The 21,635-nt window shown below is 49.0% G+C and carries 20 protein-coding genes; 5 read left to right on the forward strand and 15 right to left on the reverse strand.

The features are described from left to right. The first annotated feature begins 84 nt into the window (after positions 1-84). From ACYVEA_RS11800 to ACYVEA_RS11810, 3 genes are all read left to right on the forward strand, one after another. Entirely contained in the window at positions 85-1,365 is a 1,281-nt protein-coding gene (locus tag ACYVEA_RS11800; protein WP_461113624.1) for an McrC family protein, read from the forward strand. A gap of 42 nt (positions 1,366-1,407) precedes the next feature. Further along, positions 1,408-2,724 carry a gluconate:H+ symporter gene (locus ACYVEA_RS11805; RefSeq protein ID WP_461113625.1) on the forward strand — a complete coding sequence of 439 codons (1,317 nt, stop codon included), beginning with the start codon at positions 1,408-1,410 and terminating at the stop codon, positions 2,722-2,724. Between the two features lie 117 nt (positions 2,725-2,841). After that, positions 2,842-3,507, forward strand: coding sequence for an SGNH/GDSL hydrolase family protein (locus tag ACYVEA_RS11810; RefSeq protein WP_461113626.1), 666 nt, complete (start codon positions 2,842-2,844; stop codon positions 3,505-3,507). 118 nt (positions 3,508-3,625) lie between these two features. Here ACYVEA_RS11810 and ACYVEA_RS11815 read toward each other — a convergent pair whose 3' ends face one another. From ACYVEA_RS11815 to ACYVEA_RS11835, 5 genes are all read right to left on the reverse strand, one after another. Beyond that, positions 3,626-4,372, reverse strand: a complete 747-nt coding sequence (locus ACYVEA_RS11815; protein WP_461113627.1) for a LytR/AlgR family response regulator transcription factor — start codon at positions 4,370-4,372, stop codon at positions 3,626-3,628. 90 nt (positions 4,373-4,462) lie between these two features. Then, positions 4,463-7,747: a sensor histidine kinase gene (locus tag ACYVEA_RS11820; protein WP_461113628.1), complete on the reverse strand. Its 3,285-nt coding sequence runs from the start codon at positions 7,745-7,747 to the stop codon at positions 4,463-4,465. A 457-nt stretch (positions 7,748-8,204) separates the two neighbouring features. Next, a complete protein-coding gene (gene nfi, locus ACYVEA_RS11825; protein ID WP_461113629.1) occupies positions 8,205-8,912 on the reverse strand; it encodes a deoxyribonuclease V in 708 nt (235 codons plus the stop codon). Positions 8,913-9,004: 92 nt separating this feature from the next. Next, positions 9,005-9,691, reverse strand: a complete 687-nt coding sequence (locus tag ACYVEA_RS11830; RefSeq protein ID WP_461113630.1) for a DUF421 domain-containing protein — start codon at positions 9,689-9,691, stop codon at positions 9,005-9,007. 234 nt (positions 9,692-9,925) lie between these two features. Beyond that, entirely contained in the window at positions 9,926-11,380 is a 1,455-nt protein-coding gene (locus ACYVEA_RS11835) for a DEAD/DEAH box helicase (RefSeq protein ID WP_461113631.1), read from the reverse strand. A 137-nt stretch (positions 11,381-11,517) separates the two neighbouring features. Here ACYVEA_RS11835 and ACYVEA_RS11840 point away from each other — a divergent pair, with 137 nt between their 5' ends. Next, positions 11,518-11,667, forward strand: coding sequence for a hypothetical protein (locus ACYVEA_RS11840; RefSeq protein ID WP_461113632.1), 150 nt, complete (start codon positions 11,518-11,520; stop codon positions 11,665-11,667). Between the two features lie 21 nt (positions 11,668-11,688). Here the strand turns inward: ACYVEA_RS11840 and ACYVEA_RS11845 are convergent, their stop codons facing one another. Together ACYVEA_RS11845 and ACYVEA_RS11850 are read right to left on the reverse strand one after the other, a co-directional pair. Beyond that, positions 11,689-12,462, reverse strand: a complete 774-nt coding sequence (locus ACYVEA_RS11845; RefSeq protein ID WP_461113633.1) for an SDR family NAD(P)-dependent oxidoreductase — start codon at positions 12,460-12,462, stop codon at positions 11,689-11,691. A gap of 105 nt (positions 12,463-12,567) precedes the next feature. Continuing rightward, positions 12,568-13,383 (reverse strand): phytanoyl-CoA dioxygenase family protein, encoded by an 816-nt coding sequence (locus ACYVEA_RS11850; RefSeq protein WP_461113634.1) that lies wholly within the window; start codon positions 13,381-13,383, stop codon positions 12,568-12,570. A gap of 306 nt (positions 13,384-13,689) precedes the next feature. On the opposite strand from ACYVEA_RS11850, the gene ACYVEA_RS11855 reads away from it, so the two are divergent. Continuing rightward, positions 13,690-14,700: a BamA/TamA family outer membrane protein gene (locus ACYVEA_RS11855; RefSeq protein WP_461113635.1), complete on the forward strand. Its 1,011-nt coding sequence runs from the start codon at positions 13,690-13,692 to the stop codon at positions 14,698-14,700. Here ACYVEA_RS11855 and ACYVEA_RS11860 read toward each other — a convergent pair. From ACYVEA_RS11860 to nuoH, 8 genes are all read right to left on the reverse strand, one after another. Continuing rightward, a complete protein-coding gene (locus ACYVEA_RS11860) occupies positions 14,679-15,365 on the reverse strand; it encodes a phosphatase PAP2-related protein (RefSeq protein ID WP_461113636.1) in 687 nt (228 codons plus the stop codon). The two genes, ACYVEA_RS11855 and ACYVEA_RS11860, sit on opposite strands and share 22 nt — an antisense overlap. Positions 15,366-15,443: 78 nt before the next feature. After that, positions 15,444-16,259, reverse strand: coding sequence for an ion transporter (locus ACYVEA_RS11865; protein WP_461113637.1), 816 nt, complete (start codon positions 16,257-16,259; stop codon positions 15,444-15,446). 361 nt (positions 16,260-16,620) lie between these two features. After that, positions 16,621-18,324, reverse strand: coding sequence for a GMC oxidoreductase (locus ACYVEA_RS11870; RefSeq protein ID WP_461113638.1), 1,704 nt, complete (start codon positions 18,322-18,324; stop codon positions 16,621-16,623). Between the two features lie 83 nt (positions 18,325-18,407). Then, positions 18,408-18,950 carry a gluconate 2-dehydrogenase subunit 3 family protein gene (locus ACYVEA_RS11875; RefSeq protein ID WP_461113639.1) on the reverse strand — a complete coding sequence of 181 codons (543 nt, stop codon included), beginning with the start codon at positions 18,948-18,950 and terminating at the stop codon, positions 18,408-18,410. Positions 18,951-19,182: 232 nt separating this feature from the next. Further along, on the reverse strand, positions 19,183-19,737 hold the full coding sequence (locus ACYVEA_RS11880) for a hypothetical protein (protein WP_461113640.1): 555 nt from the start codon (positions 19,735-19,737) through the stop codon (positions 19,183-19,185). Between the two features lie 77 nt (positions 19,738-19,814). Continuing rightward, on the reverse strand, positions 19,815-20,237 hold the full coding sequence (locus ACYVEA_RS11885; RefSeq protein ID WP_461113641.1) for a DUF4062 domain-containing protein: 423 nt from the start codon (positions 20,235-20,237) through the stop codon (positions 19,815-19,817). Positions 20,238-20,245: 8 nt separating this feature from the next. Next, complete coding sequence (locus ACYVEA_RS11890; RefSeq protein WP_461113642.1) at positions 20,246-20,467, reverse strand: DUF433 domain-containing protein; 222 nt, start codon at positions 20,465-20,467, stop codon at positions 20,246-20,248. 32 nt (positions 20,468-20,499) lie between these two features. After that, on the reverse strand, positions 20,500-21,624 hold the full coding sequence (gene nuoH, locus ACYVEA_RS11895; protein ID WP_461114076.1) for an NADH-quinone oxidoreductase subunit NuoH: 1,125 nt from the start codon (positions 21,622-21,624) through the stop codon (positions 20,500-20,502). Positions 21,625-21,635 lie beyond the last annotated feature (11 nt).

Here is a 21,635-nt window from a genome sequence, read left to right on the forward strand (position 1 = left end):
GAAGGACACAAAGTCAAAATGACTTAAAATAAACAATTTGCAGCTCTGTGTTCTTTGTGTCTCTGTGTTTAATAAAGTAAGGTTATGACCTACTCCATTTCTGAAAATGGCCTGGTTGGCAACGCTCAGCAGACTCTTGAGCCAAGGTCGGGTGAGTTACTGGTGCCGGATGCTGTTTTTCAGGCACTACGTCGGTTTGCATTTGAGGATGAAACGGCCGACGGGCTTCTGATATTCACCGTACAGAAAGGCCGGGAATACATCCGGTTCCGCAACTACGTTGGTCTGCTGACATTGTCGGATGGAACGCAATTCGAAATTTTGCCAAAGATTGCGGGCACTACAAACGCTCGCGCGTTGCTGCTTACGATGCTTCGGTACCTGCGCCACAGCCCATTTCGAACACTCACGTCGGCACACACAATGGCTACGAATCTGCCCTTGTGGGAACTATTTATCACGGCCTTTCTGGATACGCTGGAGCCATTAGTGCGGCAGGGAATTCAACGGGCTTACGTATCCGTTGAACGTAATGAACGTTTCTTGCGAGGAAAGTTTCAGGCCGTACGTCAGCAGCGGGAAAATGCGCAACACGCTGATCGACTAGCGGTTATGTATGACCTACTAACAGCCGACGTACCCCCCAATCGCATCCTGAAAACATCCCTGGTCCTCTTAAATCGGCAAACATTAAGTCTGGCCAACAAACGCCGAATCCAACAGTTGCTAGGCGCCACGGACGACATCCCCGTCACGGATTGTATGGCTGATGATATCCGGGCTTTCCGCCGGGCCAATCGCCTGTTTACGCGCTATGAATCTGCCTTGCGTTGGGCCGAAGCTTTGTTTGGTAATCAGGGATACGGTGTCAAAGCGGGTCGAACGACGAGTCTGTCGCTGCTCTTTCCGATGGAACGGGTCTTTGAGGAATACGTAGCGCACGGTGTTCGTCGGCATTGGCCTAATGCCGACGAACTGCACATTCAGGAATCCTCCGCCCATCTGGTCGATGAGCACATTGGCACGCCTAAGTTCAAACTTCGGCCCGATATTGTCATCCGGCATGCCAGTCAGACATTCGTGCTTGATACAAAATGGAAACAGATAAATGGGCAGGAATCAACCGCGAATGGCAACTATGGCATTGAACAGGCCGACATGTATCAGCTTTATGCTTATGGCAAGAAATACGCGGCCGATGACTTATTTTTGATTTATCCGGCTAATGAAACGTTCCGTCAGCCACTAGCCGTGTTTGGCTATGATGCCACCACTCGGTTACACGTAGTACCTTTTGATGTAGCCAATCCGCTGGCCAATGAAGTAGAAAAACTCGCTGCATACGCTTTGTCGTTTCGGCAATAGCCCGCTTTTTTATATTTAACACCGTAACCCGACCCTCCATTCATGCCCCTTATTCTAACTTTAATTGGCATTCTGACGCTTGTTCTCTTAGTTGCCTGGGTACGTTTAGATACATTTATCGCCTTCGTTCTTGTCTCGCTCGGTATTGGTTTGGCATCGGGTATGGACGTAGTAGCCGCGGGAAAATCCATCCAGACGGGTATCGGCGGCACTCTCGGCGACCTGGTGCTGATCATTGGTTTTGGCGCTATGCTGGGGCGAATCGTGGCCGAAAGTGGGGCTGCCCGACGTATTACGAACGTACTGATTAGCTGGTTTGGCATCAAAAACATCCGTTGGGGGCTGGCCCTGGCGGGGTTTGTCATCGGCATACCACTGTTCTATAATGCCGCCTTTATCATTGTTGTTCCGCTTGTGTTTACCATCGCGGCTTCGTCGGGCTTGCCGCTCATGTCGGTGGCGGTTCCCATGCTGGCGGCTTTGTCGGTAGCACATGGGTATTTGCCTCCGCACCCGTCGCCTTCGGCCGTGGCAGGCCAACTCAAGGCCGATATTGGGCAGACGCTCATCTACGGAATCATCGTAGCGATTCCGGCTATTATCGTCGCTGGTCCTATTTTCGGCAAAACACTCCTGCATGTTAAAGCAACGCCCAATCGTGCCCTGTTCGATTTGCGGGAAGTACCCGATACCAATTTGCCCGGTGCAGGGATCAGTTTTTTTGTGGCAATGCTACCCGTATTGCTGCTGACGATTTTTGGTCCGCTCAAAAATGCACTGCCTGCTGATTCTCCTCTGAAAACCATTGTTACGTTACTGGCCGAACCCTATATCGGCATGTTGGTGTCGGTGTTAACGGCGATGTATGCGCTGGGCATCCGGCAGGGGCAGACGATGAAGGCTATCACCAAAGACATGGAGGAAGCGGTTAAAGCTGTTGCGCCAATTCTGCTGGTCATTGCGGGCGCGGGTGCGTTGAAACAGGTTTTCAGCGACAGCGGCACAAGTAAATACATTGGTAGCTTGCTGGCCAATGCGTCCATTCCGCCGTTAATCCTGGCCTGGGGCATTGCGGCTTTTATTCGCGTATGCGTTGGGTCGGCAACGGTGGCCGGTTTAACGACGGTGGGCATTATTCTACCCCTGGTTCAGTCGCAGGCCATAAAACCCGAATTGATGGTGCTGGCGATTGGGTCGGGAAGTCTGATGTTTTCGCACATCAACGACGGCGGATTCTGGCTCTTCAAAGAGTATTTCAATCTGACCATACCGCAAACCATCCGCACGTGGTCATTAATGGAAACCATTGTATCCATCGTTGGGCTACTAGGCGTACTGGCGCTGAATTTGGTGGTGTGAGGGGTGCCGGGCTATTCACTTTATGACTAGGGTAAAATTGTACCGTACATCACTTCTTTGGGAAAAGAAGTGGGCGTAAAAATGAGTAACGGGAATTTGCTTGTGACTTTAGGAAATATGACTACAATCTCAAAATCTCTGTTAATTCTATTGGTGGCCGGGTTGCTGGCTATGACGACGGTCAAGCCGACGCGTGTTGTCTTCTTCGGTGATTCCATCACCCAGGCGGGCGTTAATCCCGGCGGCTATATCGACCGCCTGAAAAAAGTGATGCCTGCCGATCAGTTCGAACTCATTGGGGCCGGTATCGGTGGTAATAAAATCTACGATCTGTTCCTGCGGATGGATGACGACGTACTGGCCAAGCAACCCGACGTCGTGGTGATCTGGGTAGGCGTTAATGATGTCTGGCATAAGGCTTCATCGGGTACGGGCACTGATCCGGACAAGTTCGTGAAGTTCTATGAAGCGGTCGTGAAAAAACTGAAAGCGGCCAATATTCGGGTTATCCTGTGCACGCCAGCGACTATCGGTGAGCGAACGGATATGTCCAACCAGCAGGACGGCGACCTCAATCAGTATAGTCGGTTTATCCGCGAGCTGGCCCAGCGCAATAACCTGCCTCTGGTTGATTTACGCAAGGCGTTTTTGGACTATAACCTCAAAAACAATCCTGAGAATAAAGAGAAAGGCATCCTGACCACCGACCGCGTTCACCTAAACGACGCCGGTAACCAGCTTGTCGCCGACCAGATGCAACAGGTGCTGATGGCGGGGAAATAGAGTCCTCTTGATTCACCGGACGGTCGGCCGCAGCCGTTAAAACCCGATGCAATGCATCCGATCAAATGTTTTGCGCCGGTTTTTAACGGCTGTGGCCGACCGTCCGGTGAATTTGTTTTTACAACCAGCCAAATCGTTCGAGGAGCCGGTCTTTCTGGGCCCTCGATACGGGAATAGTTTGTTGATTCGCCATCACCAGGTAGTTGCCTTCCCCTCTAACGAATTTTTTAATGTGATTGAGGTTGATCAGATACTGCCGGTGTACCCGCAGAAAATCCCGCTCTTCGAATAATTCCTGAACCTCACGTAGTGATTTGGTTACCAGATAATTGTGCCCATCGGTCAAATGAAATTTGGTGTAATTATCATCCGATTCACAGTAGATCACGTCTTTAATGTCCACGAACGTAACACCATTCTGATAGGGCAGGGCTATTTTATCGGGTAGCACTTTCGTAGTTGCACTCAACTGTTGTTTGAGATGAGCTACCTGTTCCGATGTAGTCTTCTGTTGTTTTTCAACCCGGCTAACCGCTTGGATCAACTCCTGTGTGTCAATGGGTTTCAGTAAGTAATCGACTGCGCTATACCGGAAAGCTTTCAGGGCAAATTTGTCATATGCCGTAACAAACACCAGCGAGAACGAGATACCGCCAACCGCTTCCAGTAGCTGAAAGCCATTCATTTGCGGCATCTCGATATCTAGAAATACGACGTCTGGCCGGTGATCGAAAATCGCCTGCAACCCTTTGTGGCTGCTCGTGCAGGAAGCGACCACATCTATGGTTGGGCAGTGTTGGGAAAGCCGAAGTTCTAATAAGCCAACGGCATTGGGTTCATCATCAATAAGAACGGCGCTTAGCATGGAATTACTGGTAAAGATCTGCGATTGGATCGGCAGTCTGATGAATAGTCGTTTGTTTCGTTTACCATCTAAATAGATGAATTATCCGGTTTAAATCGGGATGTCAACAATTACCCTGGTTCCACTCGCCAGCCCCTGCGTATCCACTAAATCGACCACCTCGATCTGCGTCTGCGTATGATACAACTGATTAATTAGCTCAATGCGCTCGGCGGTAAGTTTCAAGCCAAATGACTTGTTTTTCGTGGCGGATTTGCTCTTATATTCCGCGGCTTTTTCCCTGCCTACACCATCGTCGGTGATCTCGATATGCAGTAGGTCTTCGTGCGTTTGCGCCACCTCTACCCATACGGTGCCTCCTTCGTCTTTGTGCATCAGCCCATGCCAGATCGCATTTTCAACAAAGGGCTGCAACAGCAGGGGCGGAATTTGCACGGCATACGTATCGATCTCATCATCTACCTTAATGGCGTAGTGGACTTTCTGCTGGAAACGCATGGATTCCATGTCGATGTAGAGTTGTAGGGTTTCGAGTTCATTGGCGAGGGTAACTTTATCGGATTTGGAGTTTTCCAGTACGAGCCGAATCAGCCGGGAGAACTTGGTAAGGTATTCGGAAGCTTTCTCCGCGTCGTTCTGGGCGGTAAAAAACTGAATGGAATTGAGGCAGTTGAAAATGAAGTGAGGATTCATTTGCGAACGAAGGGCCGCCATTTCCGTTTCCGAAATTTTGAGCTTAAAGCCCGCTTCTTTCTCGCTCAATTCAGCCTCTTTTTGTTTGCGTTTGGCCTCTTCGGCTTCTAAACGGGCTTTTAACGTTCGACGCTCTAGCTGAAAACGATACACTGAATAGAGAAGGCCCATACATATAAGCGCCATCAGTGTGCGAAACCACCATGTTTGCCAGTAAGGGGGGTGAATGATGATCTTCAGCGTACGGACATTACTCCAAAGACCGTCGCTGTTGCTGCCCCTGATCCGTAGCCGGTAAGTGCCGGGCGGTACGTTGGTAAATGTGGCTACCGGTTTGTTCCCAACATTTACCCAGTTTTTGTTGAAATTGTCTAGTAGATAGGCATACTGATTGTGATCGGCTTGAAAATAGGTGAGGGCCGAAAAGCCAATGGAGAAAAAGTTCTGATCGTACTGTAATTCAAGGGCTGGCCGCTTCTCGGTAGCGGTATAATTCAGGCTGTGCGCCAGTGGGAGTGGCTTGTCAAATACGTTCACGAAACTGAGAACGACAGTGGGTTTTGTCGTATCGGGTTTGATATCCTGATCACGGAAGCGAAACTTATCGAAAAAAAACTCCCCATCGGCGGTGCCTACAAACGGAAACCAACTGAAGTTATGCAGATCATACTCCGAACCAAATCGGGATACTTGTCCGGTTTCGGGATTGTAGCGCACGAGAGCTGTAAGCGTTTTGAGCCAGAGCATCCTGTTTTTCGTCAGATGCACACGTAGTACCGGTTCGCGGAGAACTTGCTGAAAGGCCTTTTTTTGCTGATCATATTTCCAGAGACCATCATCGTATCGAGCCAGCCAAATCAGGCGCCTGGCGGTATCCTCGACCATTTCCATGAGGTCAGTGCCCAGGCGATGGGCATCTTCCATAACGGTGGTCGCCTGATTCGTTCGGGTATCGAACTGCTGTACACTGCCACCCACCCGATGGCCTAACCAGATCCGCCCATTTCGGTCCGCTACGGCCGACCGGATCGAACCCCTCAAAAGACCGTGTGTTCCAGCCCGAAAGCCAACGAACTGTTTTGTACGGCTGTCGAATTTGAGCAGGTTGCCTGGATGCAGCCCAAAGGAGGGAAACCAGACATTGCCCTGCCGATCCTGCACGATGGTCAGGAATACATTATAATCGGTGGTCTGGTTTTCGCCCGGCGGCAGTCCCTGGATCATCGCTTTTACGGGCTCAACTTTTCGCGTAATGGCATCAAGCCGAAACAGCGCACCTACGGATGTCTTTCCAATTATCCATACGGCCTGATTGAGGCTGTCTGGAAAGGCTACGTAGAATTCCTGCTCGGTAAAGCCGTTGAGCGGCAAGCTATAGAGCCGGGTTTGAGTACGACTCACCTCATCCTGCTCCGCAAAAATGAGCTGACCATCAGCCTGGTAAGAACAATACAGTTTTCGCCCTTTTTTATAGATCACCCGAAAGGTTTCGGGTGTATTGCCTTTAAATTTAAAATATTGCTTCGATTCATTGAGTACACTGAGCGTGGCATCATTGTTGGTGGCGAACAGGCCCATCCAGAGTGTCCTGTTGTTGCCGAGCGTATAGGAATAGGTTCCACGCGTGGGCGTAAAGGCATTATCCGGCTGGTGCGGATACGTATAAAGTGTTTCGGTAATTTTATCAAACAGGGCTAGCGAGTTGGGGCATCTGAGCCAGAACTGCTGGTCATTACGTGGTATTATCTGAAAAACCTGATTGTAGTCGGCCTGTGGAAAATAGAACTGTTTCCACTGACCGGTTTGTGTATCTAACCGCAAAATACCCAGTCGTGTCCAGCTCCCGAACCAAACGTATCGGCCATCGGGTATTACATCGGTGATAGCATCAAAATGCTGGCCAACCTCCGTTTTTTCAAATTGAGGGGCCATAAATCGGCTAATTGGATACCAGACCAGCGCATTGGTGGCTGTGTCGTAATACCCCAGGTTAACCGTAAGTGCCGTATTGATAAGGCAATTGACGCTACCCCAAAGGCGGCCCTGCGCATCGACGGCTTTCGGGAAAAAGGTTGCCGGGGTATAGATTTCCGTTTTTTTTGTATACCCGTTTATGAGGGAAGACGGAATAATCTGGCGGAATTTGTGGGTGCGGGTATTAAACTCGAAAAAGGGTTTGATAGGTAATTTTTCGAGAGGATCATTGGATATAAACCAATTCAGCCCTTTTTTACCCATGACCCAGAACTGAATGTTTTGCTGGTTTACAAACGGGTTACGGAAGGAACGAAAGGTTTCGGTAATCGGGTCGAACAGGGATAGGCCATTCTTGTTGGCCGCCCATATTTCATGCCCCTCGTTTTCCTTGACACTTCGTGAATTATCGGATTCATGAACGCTCCAGCCCTGTGAACCAAACGATTTATAATGATTGCCATCGTAACGAATCAGTTCTTCCGTGGCATTAGGCGTACTGACAAACCACAAATAACCCTGGCTATCCTGAAGTTGAAGGCTTTTGTCGTAGGCTTGCTTAAACGCTTCATTATTGACAGTTACCTGATCGAAGCGCAGATACGGCCCCGGCAACTGTTTTACATGCACAGTTTCTACCCGCTGGGCCATCCCCAAAAAGGGAAAGCAGTAAAGCAGGGTCAGATACGTAGCAAACCGGTAGGGCATGGGCAGGAATAAATGCGGCCAACATATACCATAAAGTCGGCTTTCACAACCCCATGTCCGCCAGTTGTCGTAATCATAGGGTGAATGGTAGTTTTTTTTGGGTTATTGTTTTGCCAATTTATATAGAACATCCCGAAGCGCTAACGGCAAGATGATGTAGTAGACTGTACCTGCCTAGTGGGATATGTTGGTAAGTGTATTTACCATCTACCCTAAAAAACAGGTTACTCACCCAGAAAAGCCCGCCATTCACCCAGCCCTGATGGCATTCGGGTAATCATATGTAGAAATTTGCCAATAAACATAACGTATCCAATCGCGGCTCTGCATCTATTCACTCATTTCCACATTCAACTTGTGCCTGGAGCCTTAGCCGGACCGAAGGCAAAACCGATTGCAAAGGATATTCGCAAGGGGTCGTGCTGCTAATGTAGTGCGGCCCCTTGTGGTTTATGTATTAAACAGAAGCTGCCCGTTCTCCTCTTCGTAAGGCATTCACCAGATTATGCGCCCGGCGCGTGGGTTCCGGAAGGCGGTATCCGACTCCACGGCGGCCACCATCACACTGAAGTGTTAGTGATATAGCGGTTTCGAGATCGATCAAATGACCAGGTGAGACGTAGACCGGGTTGACTTTATTTTTAGTACGTAGTGCCGCGCCGATGATGTCGCCATAGTGTCGCATGGGCGACCAGGCCCCGCGTTCTGGCCCCGGTTCGTCGTATTTGCCAACCAGCACCGACTTGCCACAACCGAACGTTGGCCGATTCAGGAACAGACCGGCATGGGAAGCAATACCAATTCGGCGGGGATGCGCCGTGCCATGACCATCGAACATCACGACGTCGGGTTCGATTTTTAGTTTCTGCCACGCTTCCAGCAGGGACGGAATTTCGCGGAACGACAATAGGCCCGGAATGTAGGGAAAGGGTGCCGTACTGATCACTCCCGCTTCTTCGATGGTTTCCAACGTATCAAGCCGCAAAACGACAATTCCGGCGTAGACCGTCTCTTCAAACTTGTTGAACGAAATGTCGCAACCCGCAATGGTTTGGGGTACACTTTGTAGCGGCTCAATACGGATTTGCGAACGTAGTTGATTTTGTAACGCGACGGCCTGGGCGGGTGATACGTTCCAGTCGTGAAGAGTTTGATAAGTAGCCATGCGAAAAAATAGAAATGGGTCACTACCTAACGAAAAACACGGGACTGCGGTTTGAAGACTCCGAACTGACGAAGTACTAAAGTCCAGCCTGCTTATGTTCTCCGCACTGTTTTAATGGCTTTAACCCATTCGGTTTCCTGGCACCGGCTACAGGCATGGGTGCTGGCCCTTATGTCCTCTACATGGCCACAGGTAGTACAGGCATATTGGCCTGGCTCGTTGATAGACGTACTCTTTGTCGAATACACCTTCGGCAAAACAGGAAGTCCCAATTTTACCTGGCTATCCTCAAAATAAAAAAAACTAAGATTGCCATTGGTTTCCAGCAACGCCGTTTGCACTTGTCCGAGATGTTCGATGTTTTGCTGTCTCATTTCGGAGAAGAACTCATCTTTAGCATAGGTCTGCTCACTGCTTTCTACCATCACAAACATGCCATCTTCAATGACATAAATTGGATCGCCTTCCAGAATACTCTCAAATCGTTCACTTTTAGTCGCCATCCAGGTGATGAACCGGTAAAAAAGAAGGATTGTCGTAAAGACGACCAGGGCTGGGAGTATCGCATTTTCCGAATTGGACATAGGGTCGCCAGCGGCTGAACCTAACCCAATAATAATGGCTACTTCGAAGATTGATAATTGTCTTATTCCCTTTTTGCCAGATAAACGTAAGAAAACCAGAATGACTATAAACATAATCAGGGTTCTCAAAACAATCTCAGCCGCAAAATTCCAGTCTAGATCTTTTACAAAAATGGTATTAAAGTCAAAATTCATAGAGTAATACGTGCTAATGCAAACAGTAGAGCGGAACGAGTAAGCTTACCTAAAGTAGTAAACTCAAAATAGGTTAGTTTGTCGTTGGGCTTAACAAAATAATCCCTAAGAAAAAGGTCTCTTCCTTAATGGATTAAATACCAGTCTACCTAAATAGAGCCGAAAAAATACGCCTGGGGTTTCAAGCAGTGGAAAAACAAAAAATCCCCGGATGTGTCATCCGGGGATTTTTTGTTAGTAGTTTCGGTCAGAGCCTGAGTTACTGAAGCGGCTGTTGCCCGTGCCTCGACTCGGGCGGGGTGTGTCACCACCCGGCCGACTTGATCCCGTATTTCCCGATGATCGGAATGACGACCCACTGCCTTGCCCTTCGGGTCGGCTGTTGTTGCTGCGGCCTTGCCCACCGTTGTTCGATGAACCCGATGGGCGACTCTCGTTTGAGCGACCACTACCGGTACGTTGTTGGCTACCATTTCGGTTGCCCGATCGGCCATTGCCGTTCCGACCCCGCTGTTGAGCTGGAGCGGGCATCATAACTGCCGTCGCTACGTCGAGAACGTATGGATGATCTTCAATGACCGGCACGCGTTTGCCGATAAGTTTATGAATGTCTTTCAGAAAATCGGTTTCTTCGGCATCGCAGAACGAAAGCGCGATACCATCGTGGCCCGCCCGGCCCGTCCGACCGATGCGGTGAACGTAGGTTTCGGGAATGTTGGGTAGTTCGTAGTTTATTACGTGCGAGAGTTCATCCACGTCAATGCCGCGTGCGGCAATATCAGTAGCCACCAGCACGCGTGTTTCCCGGCTTTTGAAGTTCGAGAGGGCTCGCTGACGCGCATTCTGCGATTTGTTGCCGTGAATGGCTTCGGCGCCAATACCTGCCTTCAGTAGGTCTTTTACTACTTTATCCGCTCCGTGTTTGGTACGGGCGAAAACCAGTGCCGACTTGATTTTCTGGTCGTTCAGTATGTGAACCAACAGTTTACGCTTGTCGTCTTTCCCCACAAAATACATGGCTTGCTGAATCGTATCGGCGGTTGACGAAACGGGCGTCACTTCTACTTTAGCCGGATTCCGTAAAATCGTATCGGCGAGTTTTGCTACGTCGGGCGGCATGGTTGCTGAGAAAAACAGCGACTGACGACGCTCGGGTAACTTCGTGATGACTTTCTTGACGTCGTGAATAAAGCCCATATCGAGCATTCGGTCGGCTTCGTCGAGTACAAAAAACTGCACGTCGCGGAGTGATACCCAGCCCTGGTTCATCAGGTCGAGCAACCGACCAGGGGTGGCAATCAGAATATCGACGCCTGCTTTTAGCGAGTTTACCTGCGCATGCTGCGAAACACCCCCAAAAATGACGGTATGGCGAAGGTTCAGGTGTCGGCCGTAAGCCGCAAAGCTTTCTGCAATCTGGATCGCCAGTTCGCGGGTTGGCGTCATAACCAGTGTTTTAATCCGTCGGGGAGCCGTGGGATTCTTGCTACGTTCGGCGTTGAGCAACTGGAGGATCGGAATGGCGAAAGCCGCTGTTTTGCCCGTGCCGGTCTGGGCGCAGCCCAGCAAATCACGGCGTTCCAACAAAATGGGTATGGCTTGTTGCTGAATGGGGGTGGGAGTGGTATATCCTTCTTCGGCGAGGGCCTTCAGGATCGGGTCAATTAATGATAAATCGGTAAATTGCATGTGTTGGCTGGACGTCGAATGCCGGATACTTAACGGTAGGCAAGACTTTCTACACCAACGGTCGGGTCTCCAACGCCAACGTCTAAATTGAAGTTATTTAGGTATACAACTCCAGGATGGCTAATAAAGTGCCATTTATGGGAAGAGTGCGATTTGGGCGCCTGATTCGGGAAGCGTTTTTAGAGATTCACTGGATTAAAACCCGGCGCAATACAAATTCAATCCATGAACCTGCGCCGGGTTTTAACCCGGTGAATCAGGGAAGTCGAACCGAACCAAGGGATTGAGAAGAATTGGGCTGAGGTAGCCTAATCATAAATACTGCCGGCCGTCTTTTCAACTAGCCCTTTGGGCAGCAGCCACGCCATCAGTTTGCCCGCTTTATTGAGCAGGCCCGTGACGAGTTCCGTCTGACCGGCCAGCGTTGCATCAACCGCCTGTTGGGCTACGTCTTCGGGTGTCATGTTTACTTTTTCGGCTGCTTTTCGGCCTTTCTCGCCAATCTGGGCGCGGTTTGCGAAATCTGTATCAGTCGAGCCGGGACAAACGCAGGTAACGGAAACAGACGAGCGACGTAGCTCCTGATGAAGACCCCGACTGAACTGGAGCACAAACGATTTGGAGGCTGCGTACAAACTTAAACCCGGCACAGCCTGATAAGCTGCCGAACTACCAATATTTAGGATGTAGGCTTTGGGCTGCTGGCGTAGTTGTGGCAGAAAGAGATACGTTAATTCAACAAGAGCTGTCATGTTGACGGCCATCATGCTGGTGTGCTCGGCGAGTGAATGCTTCTCAAAGGGTCCACTGAGGCCATAGCCTGCATTATTCACTAACGTATTAACATCGTATTTTTTCGCCTGACAATGATCGAATAATTGCTGCGCGGCACCTGGTTTCGCTAAGTCTACTACGTAGTAGCTGGCTTTAACACCGTACTGGCTGGCAATTCGGGTAGCGGCTTCCTGTAGCTGTCCTTCTGAGCGGGCAGCCAACACCAGATCCATTTTTCGACGGGCGAATTGCTCGGCAATGGCTAATCCAATTCCTTTGCTGGCACCTGTAACGAGGGCGTAGGCCATAAAAAGTATGCAGTTGTAAAGGTATAAAGTCATAAAGTTGTAAAGTCTGGCTCTCTGAGGATGCACACAACTTTACAACTTTATGACTTTATACCTTTATGACTCTTAAATATTAACTTTCGAAATGAACCGGTGGTAGAACGGCGTCTTGCTGTTTTCGTGCTTCGGCATGTACTTGCCCGTTACGACCGGTACGTACATGACGCGACGACGGCTGGCCTCGCCAACGTAGGGCGATTGTTGCGCCCGGTGCCAAAGCCGACCATCGTGAACCGACAGATCACCTGCGTTGATATCGAAGCCAATTTCGTGTTTATCCGGCTCGTTATCAACGAAATACTTTTTGCGGAACAACATTTTGAAGATACCCTGCTTATGGGTGCCGGGAATGACGCGGAGTCCACCGTTTTCGTAGGGAGTTGGATTCAGGTGAATACCAACATTGAGCATCGGCATGATGCGCTGACCCAGAAAAATGTCGCGCGGGCTGTCGGTATGCCAACCCATTTGCGAAAACTTACTGTTAGGTGTGCGAACGTAGTGATTGAGAATAAGCCCGTCTTTTTCGATTTCAGCAATACGCCCTTCGTAGGGTTGAAGTAAATCTACAACGGCCTGAAGGCGTGGGTCCTGCAAGAATTCATGAAGTGCTGTACTGTATTGTGACAGAAAGCACATCCGCTGAATCATTGGGTTGCCGGCCTCATCCTGACCGAATTTCAGAGGGATACCGTTAACTTTGTCGCGTCCCTCAGCAAGCCATTCTTTTTCAATACGATCAACTTCGCTAATGAAAAGTTTGACCGTTTCTGGATTAATAAAATTCCGAAAAACGATGACGCCATTTTTGTTGAAAAACTGGCGTTGTTCGGGGGTAATGGTTTCGCCCAATGAGAAGGGCGGCAAGTTTAATTTGCTCATATCGGTGGTTTACAGTTCGGAGGTTCCGTGTTCAGTGCCAACCGTTGACCGCATTCAATTGGATGGATGCAATCATAATGGTTTCTTAATGCCCCAAATCTACGAAATTTACAATTTTGGGATTACTTTAATTTGATTTAATTAATCTTAGTTTAATTAACGGTTATTTGAGTTCCTGTGTCCAATTTATATGATCAACGGCTGATATTCTTGTTAATCAGCAGTTTACTGGGTTCTTTTAGGACTTTACTGGCTCAGCCAGACAGCATCCCACTTCCCCGTAAGGCAGAGGTAAACACAGTAAATGTGGCGCGAAATACCTTAATCTTACCATTAATAGCCCGGTCTATCGAAACAGACTGGTCTTTTGGCGTAGCTGGCTCTTTCACCTTCCGATTCAACCGTGCCGATACCGTCACTCGTACGTCTAACACACAAGCGCTGGCTTTATACTCCCTTCGCCAACAATTTATTGCGGCCGTAAACGGTACTATTTATTTTCCGGGTGAACGTTATATTCTGAGCCATCAATTATCGTACAGCAATTTTCCCGATAAATTCTGGGGATTAGGTAAAGAAGCGCCCGACAAAAATGAAGAAGCCTATACCTTCCAGCAGTACTACGTATACCTGCATTTTCAACGAAAACTCCAGAAAAACATCTTTGTCGGTCTGCTCTACGAATACCAGCGCTTACTGAATGTAGCGTATAAGCCGGGTGGTCTTTTCGATCAGTTTAATGTGCGGGGGCGCCTGCCTTATCATATTTCCGGAGCGGGACTGAGCTTAACCTATGACTCACGAAATAATGCGTTTGCGCCCGACCGGGGTGGTTTTTTACAGGTGTATTTCAATCACTTTTCGCCTGCCTTTGGCTCCGATTTTCGCTATACGAACTACGTAGCCGATTTTCGCCGGTTTATTCGGATCTATCGGGAACAGGTGCTGGCGATCCAGGCGTACACGTATTTTAACTCCGGCGCAGTGCCGCTACGTAGTTTTGCCAGTTTTGGCGGTTCCAATAGCATGCGCGGTTTTTATGACGGGCGCTATCGCAGTAAAAATCAGGTGGTGGTGCAGGCCGAATACCGGATTCCTCTCTTCTGGCGGCTGGGTGCCGTTGGTTTTGCCGGTATTGGAAACGTTGGTAGCCACGTAAGCGACCTGAATTTTGATGAACTCAAATACTCTTTCGGCGGAGGACTACGACTGTCCCTGAACCGAAAAGAGCGCTTAAATCTTCGGGTTGATTATGGCTGGGGAATAGGCCAGAGCGTATCGAATGGTCTGTATTTTCAGTTGGGCGAAGCGTTCTGATTTACTTTCTTCTCGGCGGTATTCCAGCCACTGAGGGCGATCTTCTTGCCGATCCAGTAGAGTGGGTAGGTGAAGACAAAAGCCCCGAGTACGTCGATGGTGTAATGCACATGCTGCACGAGCAGCAAACTGGCAACGACCAGCGTACCGATAAACGTTACCAGTCGATCCATGCGTCGGCGCAGGCACAGAAATATCAGAAAAATGGTGGACGTATGACCTGAATAAAATAAGTCTTTGGTGATATAGACCTTACCGTAGAAGGCATTGGTCAGCGGATCAACCATGGGAATCAGGCCAACGGGTGGATTGAGCGGAAACAGGTTGATACTGATCATCCGTGACAAGGTTATGATGATATAGCTGTATATAAACATCAAAAAAATAGTCGGGCTACGGCGGGAACGAATGAGTATCAGCAAGCCAGCCGCCCATATGACCAGGAAAATAACTAATGATACGTCGTAGGGCGGGAGTTGATTGAGCAGCCAGTCGTTCAGAACAGGACCCGTGTGCTGCTCGATCGTCTGAAAAAAGTAGGGGAACGTAGTTAATATGGCGATAACACCGACCACGCCAATCGCAAATTTGGTACGAAAGACGGAAGAGCGCCAGGCTTCACTCCAGATTAAATCATTGACCGGATTCGGAGAAAGAATTGACATAAAAATAATATAAAAGGCCGCAAAGTTACGAAAGACTAAAACACAGACGTAAAATCCGCTCGTTTTAGGTCCTTGGATTTACAGCTTAGCTCCGCAGTACTTACAATATACGGCGTCGGGATCGTGTCCCTGACGGCTACAATTTGGGCAAGCCTGCGTCGAAATTTCCTGCTTTTTGCTGGCGGCTGTCAGGCTAACGGCCACAATGCCGGTTGGTACGGCAATGATTACATAGCCCAGTAACATAATGAGCGTAGCGATGAATTTGCCCATTGGTGTGCTGGGAACAATATCGCCGTAACCAACAGTAGTAATCGTAATGACTGCCCAGTAGATGCTTAAGGGAATGCTTTCAAATCCATTGGAATGTCCTTCCACTACGTACATCATGGAGCCAAGCGTGATGACTAATGTAAAAATTGCCACGAAAAAGACGGTGATTTTAGCTCGGCTTTCACGCAACGAATAGGCGAGGAGGGAAGCTGCCGCCGTATATTCGCCTAGTTTCAGGATTCGGAAGATACGTAGCAGACGTAGAATTCGTACGGCCGCCAGTTCGTGCGCCCCAAACAAGAATAAACCGAGATAGCTGGGCAAAATGGCCAGTAGATCAACAAGGCCAAAAAAGCTGGTTATATAACGTAGTGGTTGCCGGATACTGATAATGCGCACTACGTATTCAAGCGTGAACAGGATGGTAAACACCCATTCGATTCGATCAAAGAGAAGTCCATATGGCTTTTGCAGGGAGGGAATGCTTTCCAGAATGACGGCCAGCACGCTCAGGACAATCAGAAAAAGCAACGTAACGTCGAAGGCGCGCCCGGCCCAGGTGTCAGCTTCGAAGACGATTTCGTGTAGGCGGTGCCGAAATCGTTGCCATTGGGAGTTCATATGGTTGAGCGTTTAAACGCCCAATCTACTAAAGTCCAACATCTCCCGATATTGATAAGCTACATTAATCCATTAAACGCTGATTTTTATGACAATTAAGATTACGTAGGATTTTGGGAAATAAGCTGGATCATAAATAATCCTAAGAAGCTGTCTGAAAACCGACCCGTCGGACCGCCCCTAAATCCCCTGAAGGGGACTTTTCTTACGCTCGAACAAAGTCCCCTTCAGGGGATTTAGGGGCGGTCCGACGGGTCGGTTTTCAGACTAAGCAAGAAATAATTTTCAAATAGTTTATAGCAGTCATAAAAACCAGCTTCTAGTAATATCCGGTAAGCTCGAACGAATCAATAAACCTGGATCAAATCCGTTGCGCTTTCAGTTCCTGCACGGCGAAATCGGCAGCGCGGGCCGACAGGGCCATGTAGGTAAGGGACGGATTGACGCAGGCCGACGAGGTCATACAGGCACCGTCAGTCACGAATACATTTTTGACGGCATGGATCTGATTGTGACCATTGAGTACCGACGTTTTGGGATCGCGGCCCATGCGGGCGGTGCCCATTTCGTGAACGGCTCCCCCAACCACCGACCCCTGATCGTAAGTTTTCACGTTAACTAAACCAGCCGCTTCGAGCATTTCCTGCGCATCATTGAGCATGTCGACCCGCATTTTTCGCTCGTTTTCGCCAATTTCCGCGTCAAACGCTAACGTAGGCAGTCCCCATTTGTCCAGGTTGGTTTTATCCAGATACATTCGATTCTTGTATTCGGGCAATTGCTCCCCGAAGCCAATTAAACCCATAGTCCACAATCCCGGCCGGGTCAGATTTTCCTTCAGCGACGTACCGAAATCCAGTTCGGCTACGTGATGCTGCCACCCCTGCCGACCACCGCCCCCCTGATAGCCGAAGCCGCGCAGGTAGTCGCGCTTATCTGTTCCGATATTGCGGTACCGGGGGATATAAATACCATTGGCCCTGCGGCCGTAGAAGTACCGGTCCTGCCCGCCCTCCCACTGCCCATTTGCGCCAAGCCGGAAGTGATGATCCATTAGATTGTGCCCCAACTGGTCCGAATCATTGCCCATACCGTTGGGAAAACGATCCGATACCGAGTTCATGAGCAGGGCCGTGGAAGCCATCGCACTCGCACAGACAAAGATGACTTTGGCAAAATACTCCTGACTTTCCAGGGTCATGGAATCTTTCACCCGTACACCCGAAGCCCGCTGTTTTTTGGCGTCATAAATCACTTCCGTCACCACCGAATTGGGACGTAGTGTCAGGCGGCCCGTTTTGACGGCGGGTGGGAGCGTGCAGGATTGCGTGCTGAAATAGGCGCCGTATGGACAGCCCCGAATGCATTGATTCCGATATTGGCAAGGTGCCCGACCATTGTCTACGTGTACTTTTTGCGCTTCGGACAAATTCGCCGTTCGGCCGATGGTCATGATACGTCCCGGAAACGATTTCTCAATCCGTTTTCGTACTTCTTTTTCGACCAGAAACATATCCATTGGGGGCAAGAATTCGCTGTCGGGGAGTTGAGGAAGTCCCAGCTTTTCGCCGGAAACGCCCGCGAATTTTTCTACGTACGAATACCAGGGAGCAATGTCTTTATACCGGATAGGCCAGTCAACGCCGATGCCTTCTTTGGCGTTGGCCTCAAAATCAATATCACTAAAGCGGTACGACTGCCGCCCCCACATGATGGATTTTCCGCCTACGATATTGGGTCGTAGCCAGCGGAACGGTTTGTCCTGCCGGTAGGACGTATCCATGCCGGGCATCCAGTAAGGCGAGACACTTTTCGCTACGTCCTCGGGTGTCTGGGGATATTTCGCGGACAGTTCTCCTAGGCGGCTCACTTCCGACAGTTCCCAGGGCGCTTTTTGCTCTGTCTCGTAGCCCGTTACGTGTTCCAGTGGGCGTCCCCGTTCCAACATAAGGACCCGCAAGCCCTTTTCTGTCAATTCTTTAGCGGCCCACCCTCCGCTAACACCCGACCCAACGACAATGGCGTCGTAGGTCATATCTTTTACTGCATCGATATTGAGGTTCATGGTGTATGGTCGTAAGTTGGTAAGGCGTAAGTGGCTGAGGCAAACTCTACTTACGCCTTACCAACTTACGACTTATACCTTTTTTAAATGGCCCAGGCTTTTTGGTCTGCTTTTAAGGGAATGTCCCCCTGAAACCGACCGGGAACGGGGAGGTACTCCAGCGCTTTGGTGGCTCCGAGTTCTGAGGTAAAGTAGCCGACGATAGTTAGCTCACGCAGGCTCATGAAAAATGGCTTTTCGCGTTGGGTTAGCTGATTGACAATCTCTATCTGCTGCGAATTGTCGAGTTCAGGAAAGGATTTTCCAAAAGTGGCCTGGCTAAATACGTCGGTTTGTTGTAAGCCTTTTTGAAACGTTTCCTGTTGAGCCGACGCCGTGCAGTGCCCAATAACGTGTCCAATAAACTGATCGACCCCGGCGGCTTTGGCACCGGGTGTATCGGTGGTGGGTATGATTACATCCACCAATTCCGCGATGAGCTTCTGTTGTCCGGCGGAAAAAACGAGAGGCACATCGTTACTGGTTTCGCCACGTAGTGCCGCCTGCACCGGAAGCGACAGCGTACTGCCGACCAGTAAAGCCAACCGTTGCAAAGCCTCCCGGCGGGGTATAAATTGGTTCAACATAAATTGGATAGGTTTTATAAAGAGTATGGGGAAAGCAAGATTGCGGGCGCATAATAGAGTAAAGCCGCGAAAGGGTCTTGTTTACTCAAATGGGAATTGTATAAAGGGAATGGCACGCCGATGACACGGATTGAGCCGATTTATGCTGATTTTATCGGCGTAAATCCGCTTGATCCACGTCATCCGCGTGCCATTCGTTGATAGGCACACTTGATTTGTAATTGGGAAGTAATTATTTTTTTATAGCTCTCAATCTTGTCATAACAGTATCGCCATATGGGGTTAGGGTCCAATAGCTGTCTTTTGAATGGATGCTTCTTTTCTTAACGCTTTGAATTATCAACCCTAAAGCCCTTAACTGAATTTTTATAGTTTGAAAATAAGTATCAACGATTGAAACAGAAGAAATGGAATAATTTACCCCCTCCACTAGAGAATCTATATCGTCTTTTCTTGAATGCCAGATAAATGAATCTAACTTATCACTAATATCTTTTTCCGCGGCTTCGTCAATTAGCAACGGACTTATGGCGTAAAAAATATCATTCCAAGCGAAATCTGCTGTTTGGCGAAAATGCCGTGCAGGATGGTCAAAATCAAGATCAAATGGGCTATTGATATATTCATATTCTGCTCTGACTGTGTATTCTAATGCGTATATATCACTCCCTTGACTTAAAGAAGAAGTATCAGCAGGCGCATCAGATTTTATACTGTCTATTTCCGCTTTGTAAGAATCTATTTGCTTACGCAAATCCAAAATTTCTTTTGTGGCATCTTCGCTCATTAGTTGATTAGCCTTCACCCAGCCTGGTCTCGGTTTATCTTTGATAAGTCTCACCAAACTACGGCTTACTTGTGACCCTAACTCGGAGGGTGTTTCCCAATACCTACATAATTTTTTTGAGCTAATTCTTTAAATATTAACAGTTTTTTTGATTTTTCGGGCTCTCCATCGCTTTTTCCTATGGGAATATTATCAGGGTTTTTAGGGAGGAACGCAATAATTGGAATCTCTTGTGAAAGAGCATACTCATATTCCATCTGAGTATAGCTAATGCCTTCGATTGATAAGGAACCATAACGTCCACCGACGATTAATATGTAATAGTCGCAATCATCAATGAGCCGTTTAATAAGCGTCCATTGATCATCATCAGCGGCTGGAAATAATTCCATCCCGACAGGAATGCAATCCAACTCAAGAAGAGCCTGCATGACTTCCCGGCGCTCTTCTAACAAATCTTTATACGTAGAACTGACGAATACTTGGTACTTCTTTTCCATTAAAAAAGTTAGTAGTTCTCTGCAATTTGCTGAGCTATCTCATCCATATGAACACGGGCATAGGCTCTGGCATCAGCTAGGTCTTCGGCTCGGAGAGAAGGGTAAGCGTTTAATAAATCGACATCGTTAGCTCCCTGCAAATAAAAACTTTCCAGCAGCCAAATAGGTATGCGCGTCTTTGCAATGCAGGCAACTCCATCCCCTACTCCCAGCCTTATTTCGATGCTCATAGTAGTAAAGATAGAGAGTATTTCGGTTCAAATTATATCATCAGCAGCCGCCAGATTCCGGAAATCAGAAGCAGCAACAAGCCCACAGGGGTCAGGACTTTCCAGCACAGATACATCATCTGATCAACGCGAATCCGGGGGAATGTCCAGCGGACCCACATTTGGACCAGCACAGCGAAAAACACTTTCGAGAGGAGCCAGAAGCCGCCGGTGATGTTACCCCAGATAGTTCCTGGTGCGCCACTCGTCCAGTCGGCCAGGCGAACCGGACCGATGTTGGGGAGGGGCGTGTTCCAGCTTCCCAGAAACAGGACCGCGCCCAGAAAGGACACTAGCAGCATCATTGCGTACTCCGACAGGTAAATCAGCGCGAAACGCATCCCCGAATATTCCGTGTGAAAGCCTGCCACGATTTCAGATTCACCTTCGGGTAGATCGAACGGGGCACGGTTAGATTCGGCCAGTGTGCAGATGAAAAAGATGACGTAAGCAATCAGCAGAAATGGATTTCGCAGGATGTTCCAGGAGAAGATACCCCCCCAATCCGTTACGTTGACACCCAGCGCCTGTAGTCCGAACAGATAATTCGTTTCGTGGGTGTAGATACCTTGCTGAAAGCTAAGTGTCTGCAAATTAAGCGATTGGCCAATCATCACGACACACAGAATGGTTAGTCCCAGCGGAATCTCGTAGGAGACAATCTGCGCAACCGACCGCATGGCGCCAAATAACGAATATTTGTTGTTCGATCCCCAGCCTGCCATCAGGATACCTACTACGTCGAACGAGACAATCGCCATCAGGTAAAATACGCCGACATTCGCGCGTGATCCCTGCAAATCGGGCGTGAGTGGCAATACGGCAAAGCCCGCAAAAACCGAGGCAAAAATGACAGCCGGAGCCAGCAGAAACAGCTTTCTGTCGGCTGCGGTGGGCACAATATCTTCTTTTTGAAGCAGTTTCAGCAGGTCGGCGAAGAGCTGAAGAAGGCCCCATTTGCCCGTTTCCATGGGGCCAAGCCGATCCTGCATGAAGGCTGAAACCTTTCGTTCGGTATAAACGCCGACCACCACAAAGCCGGATGCAAGAGCGAGAAAAATGGGGAGTGCCAGCATATAAATAAGGCGTTTGACGAACTCAGATTCCTGGACCTGAATTCCTCAAACGC

The sequence above is a fragment of the Spirosoma jeollabukense genome (genome assembly GCF_054777855.1).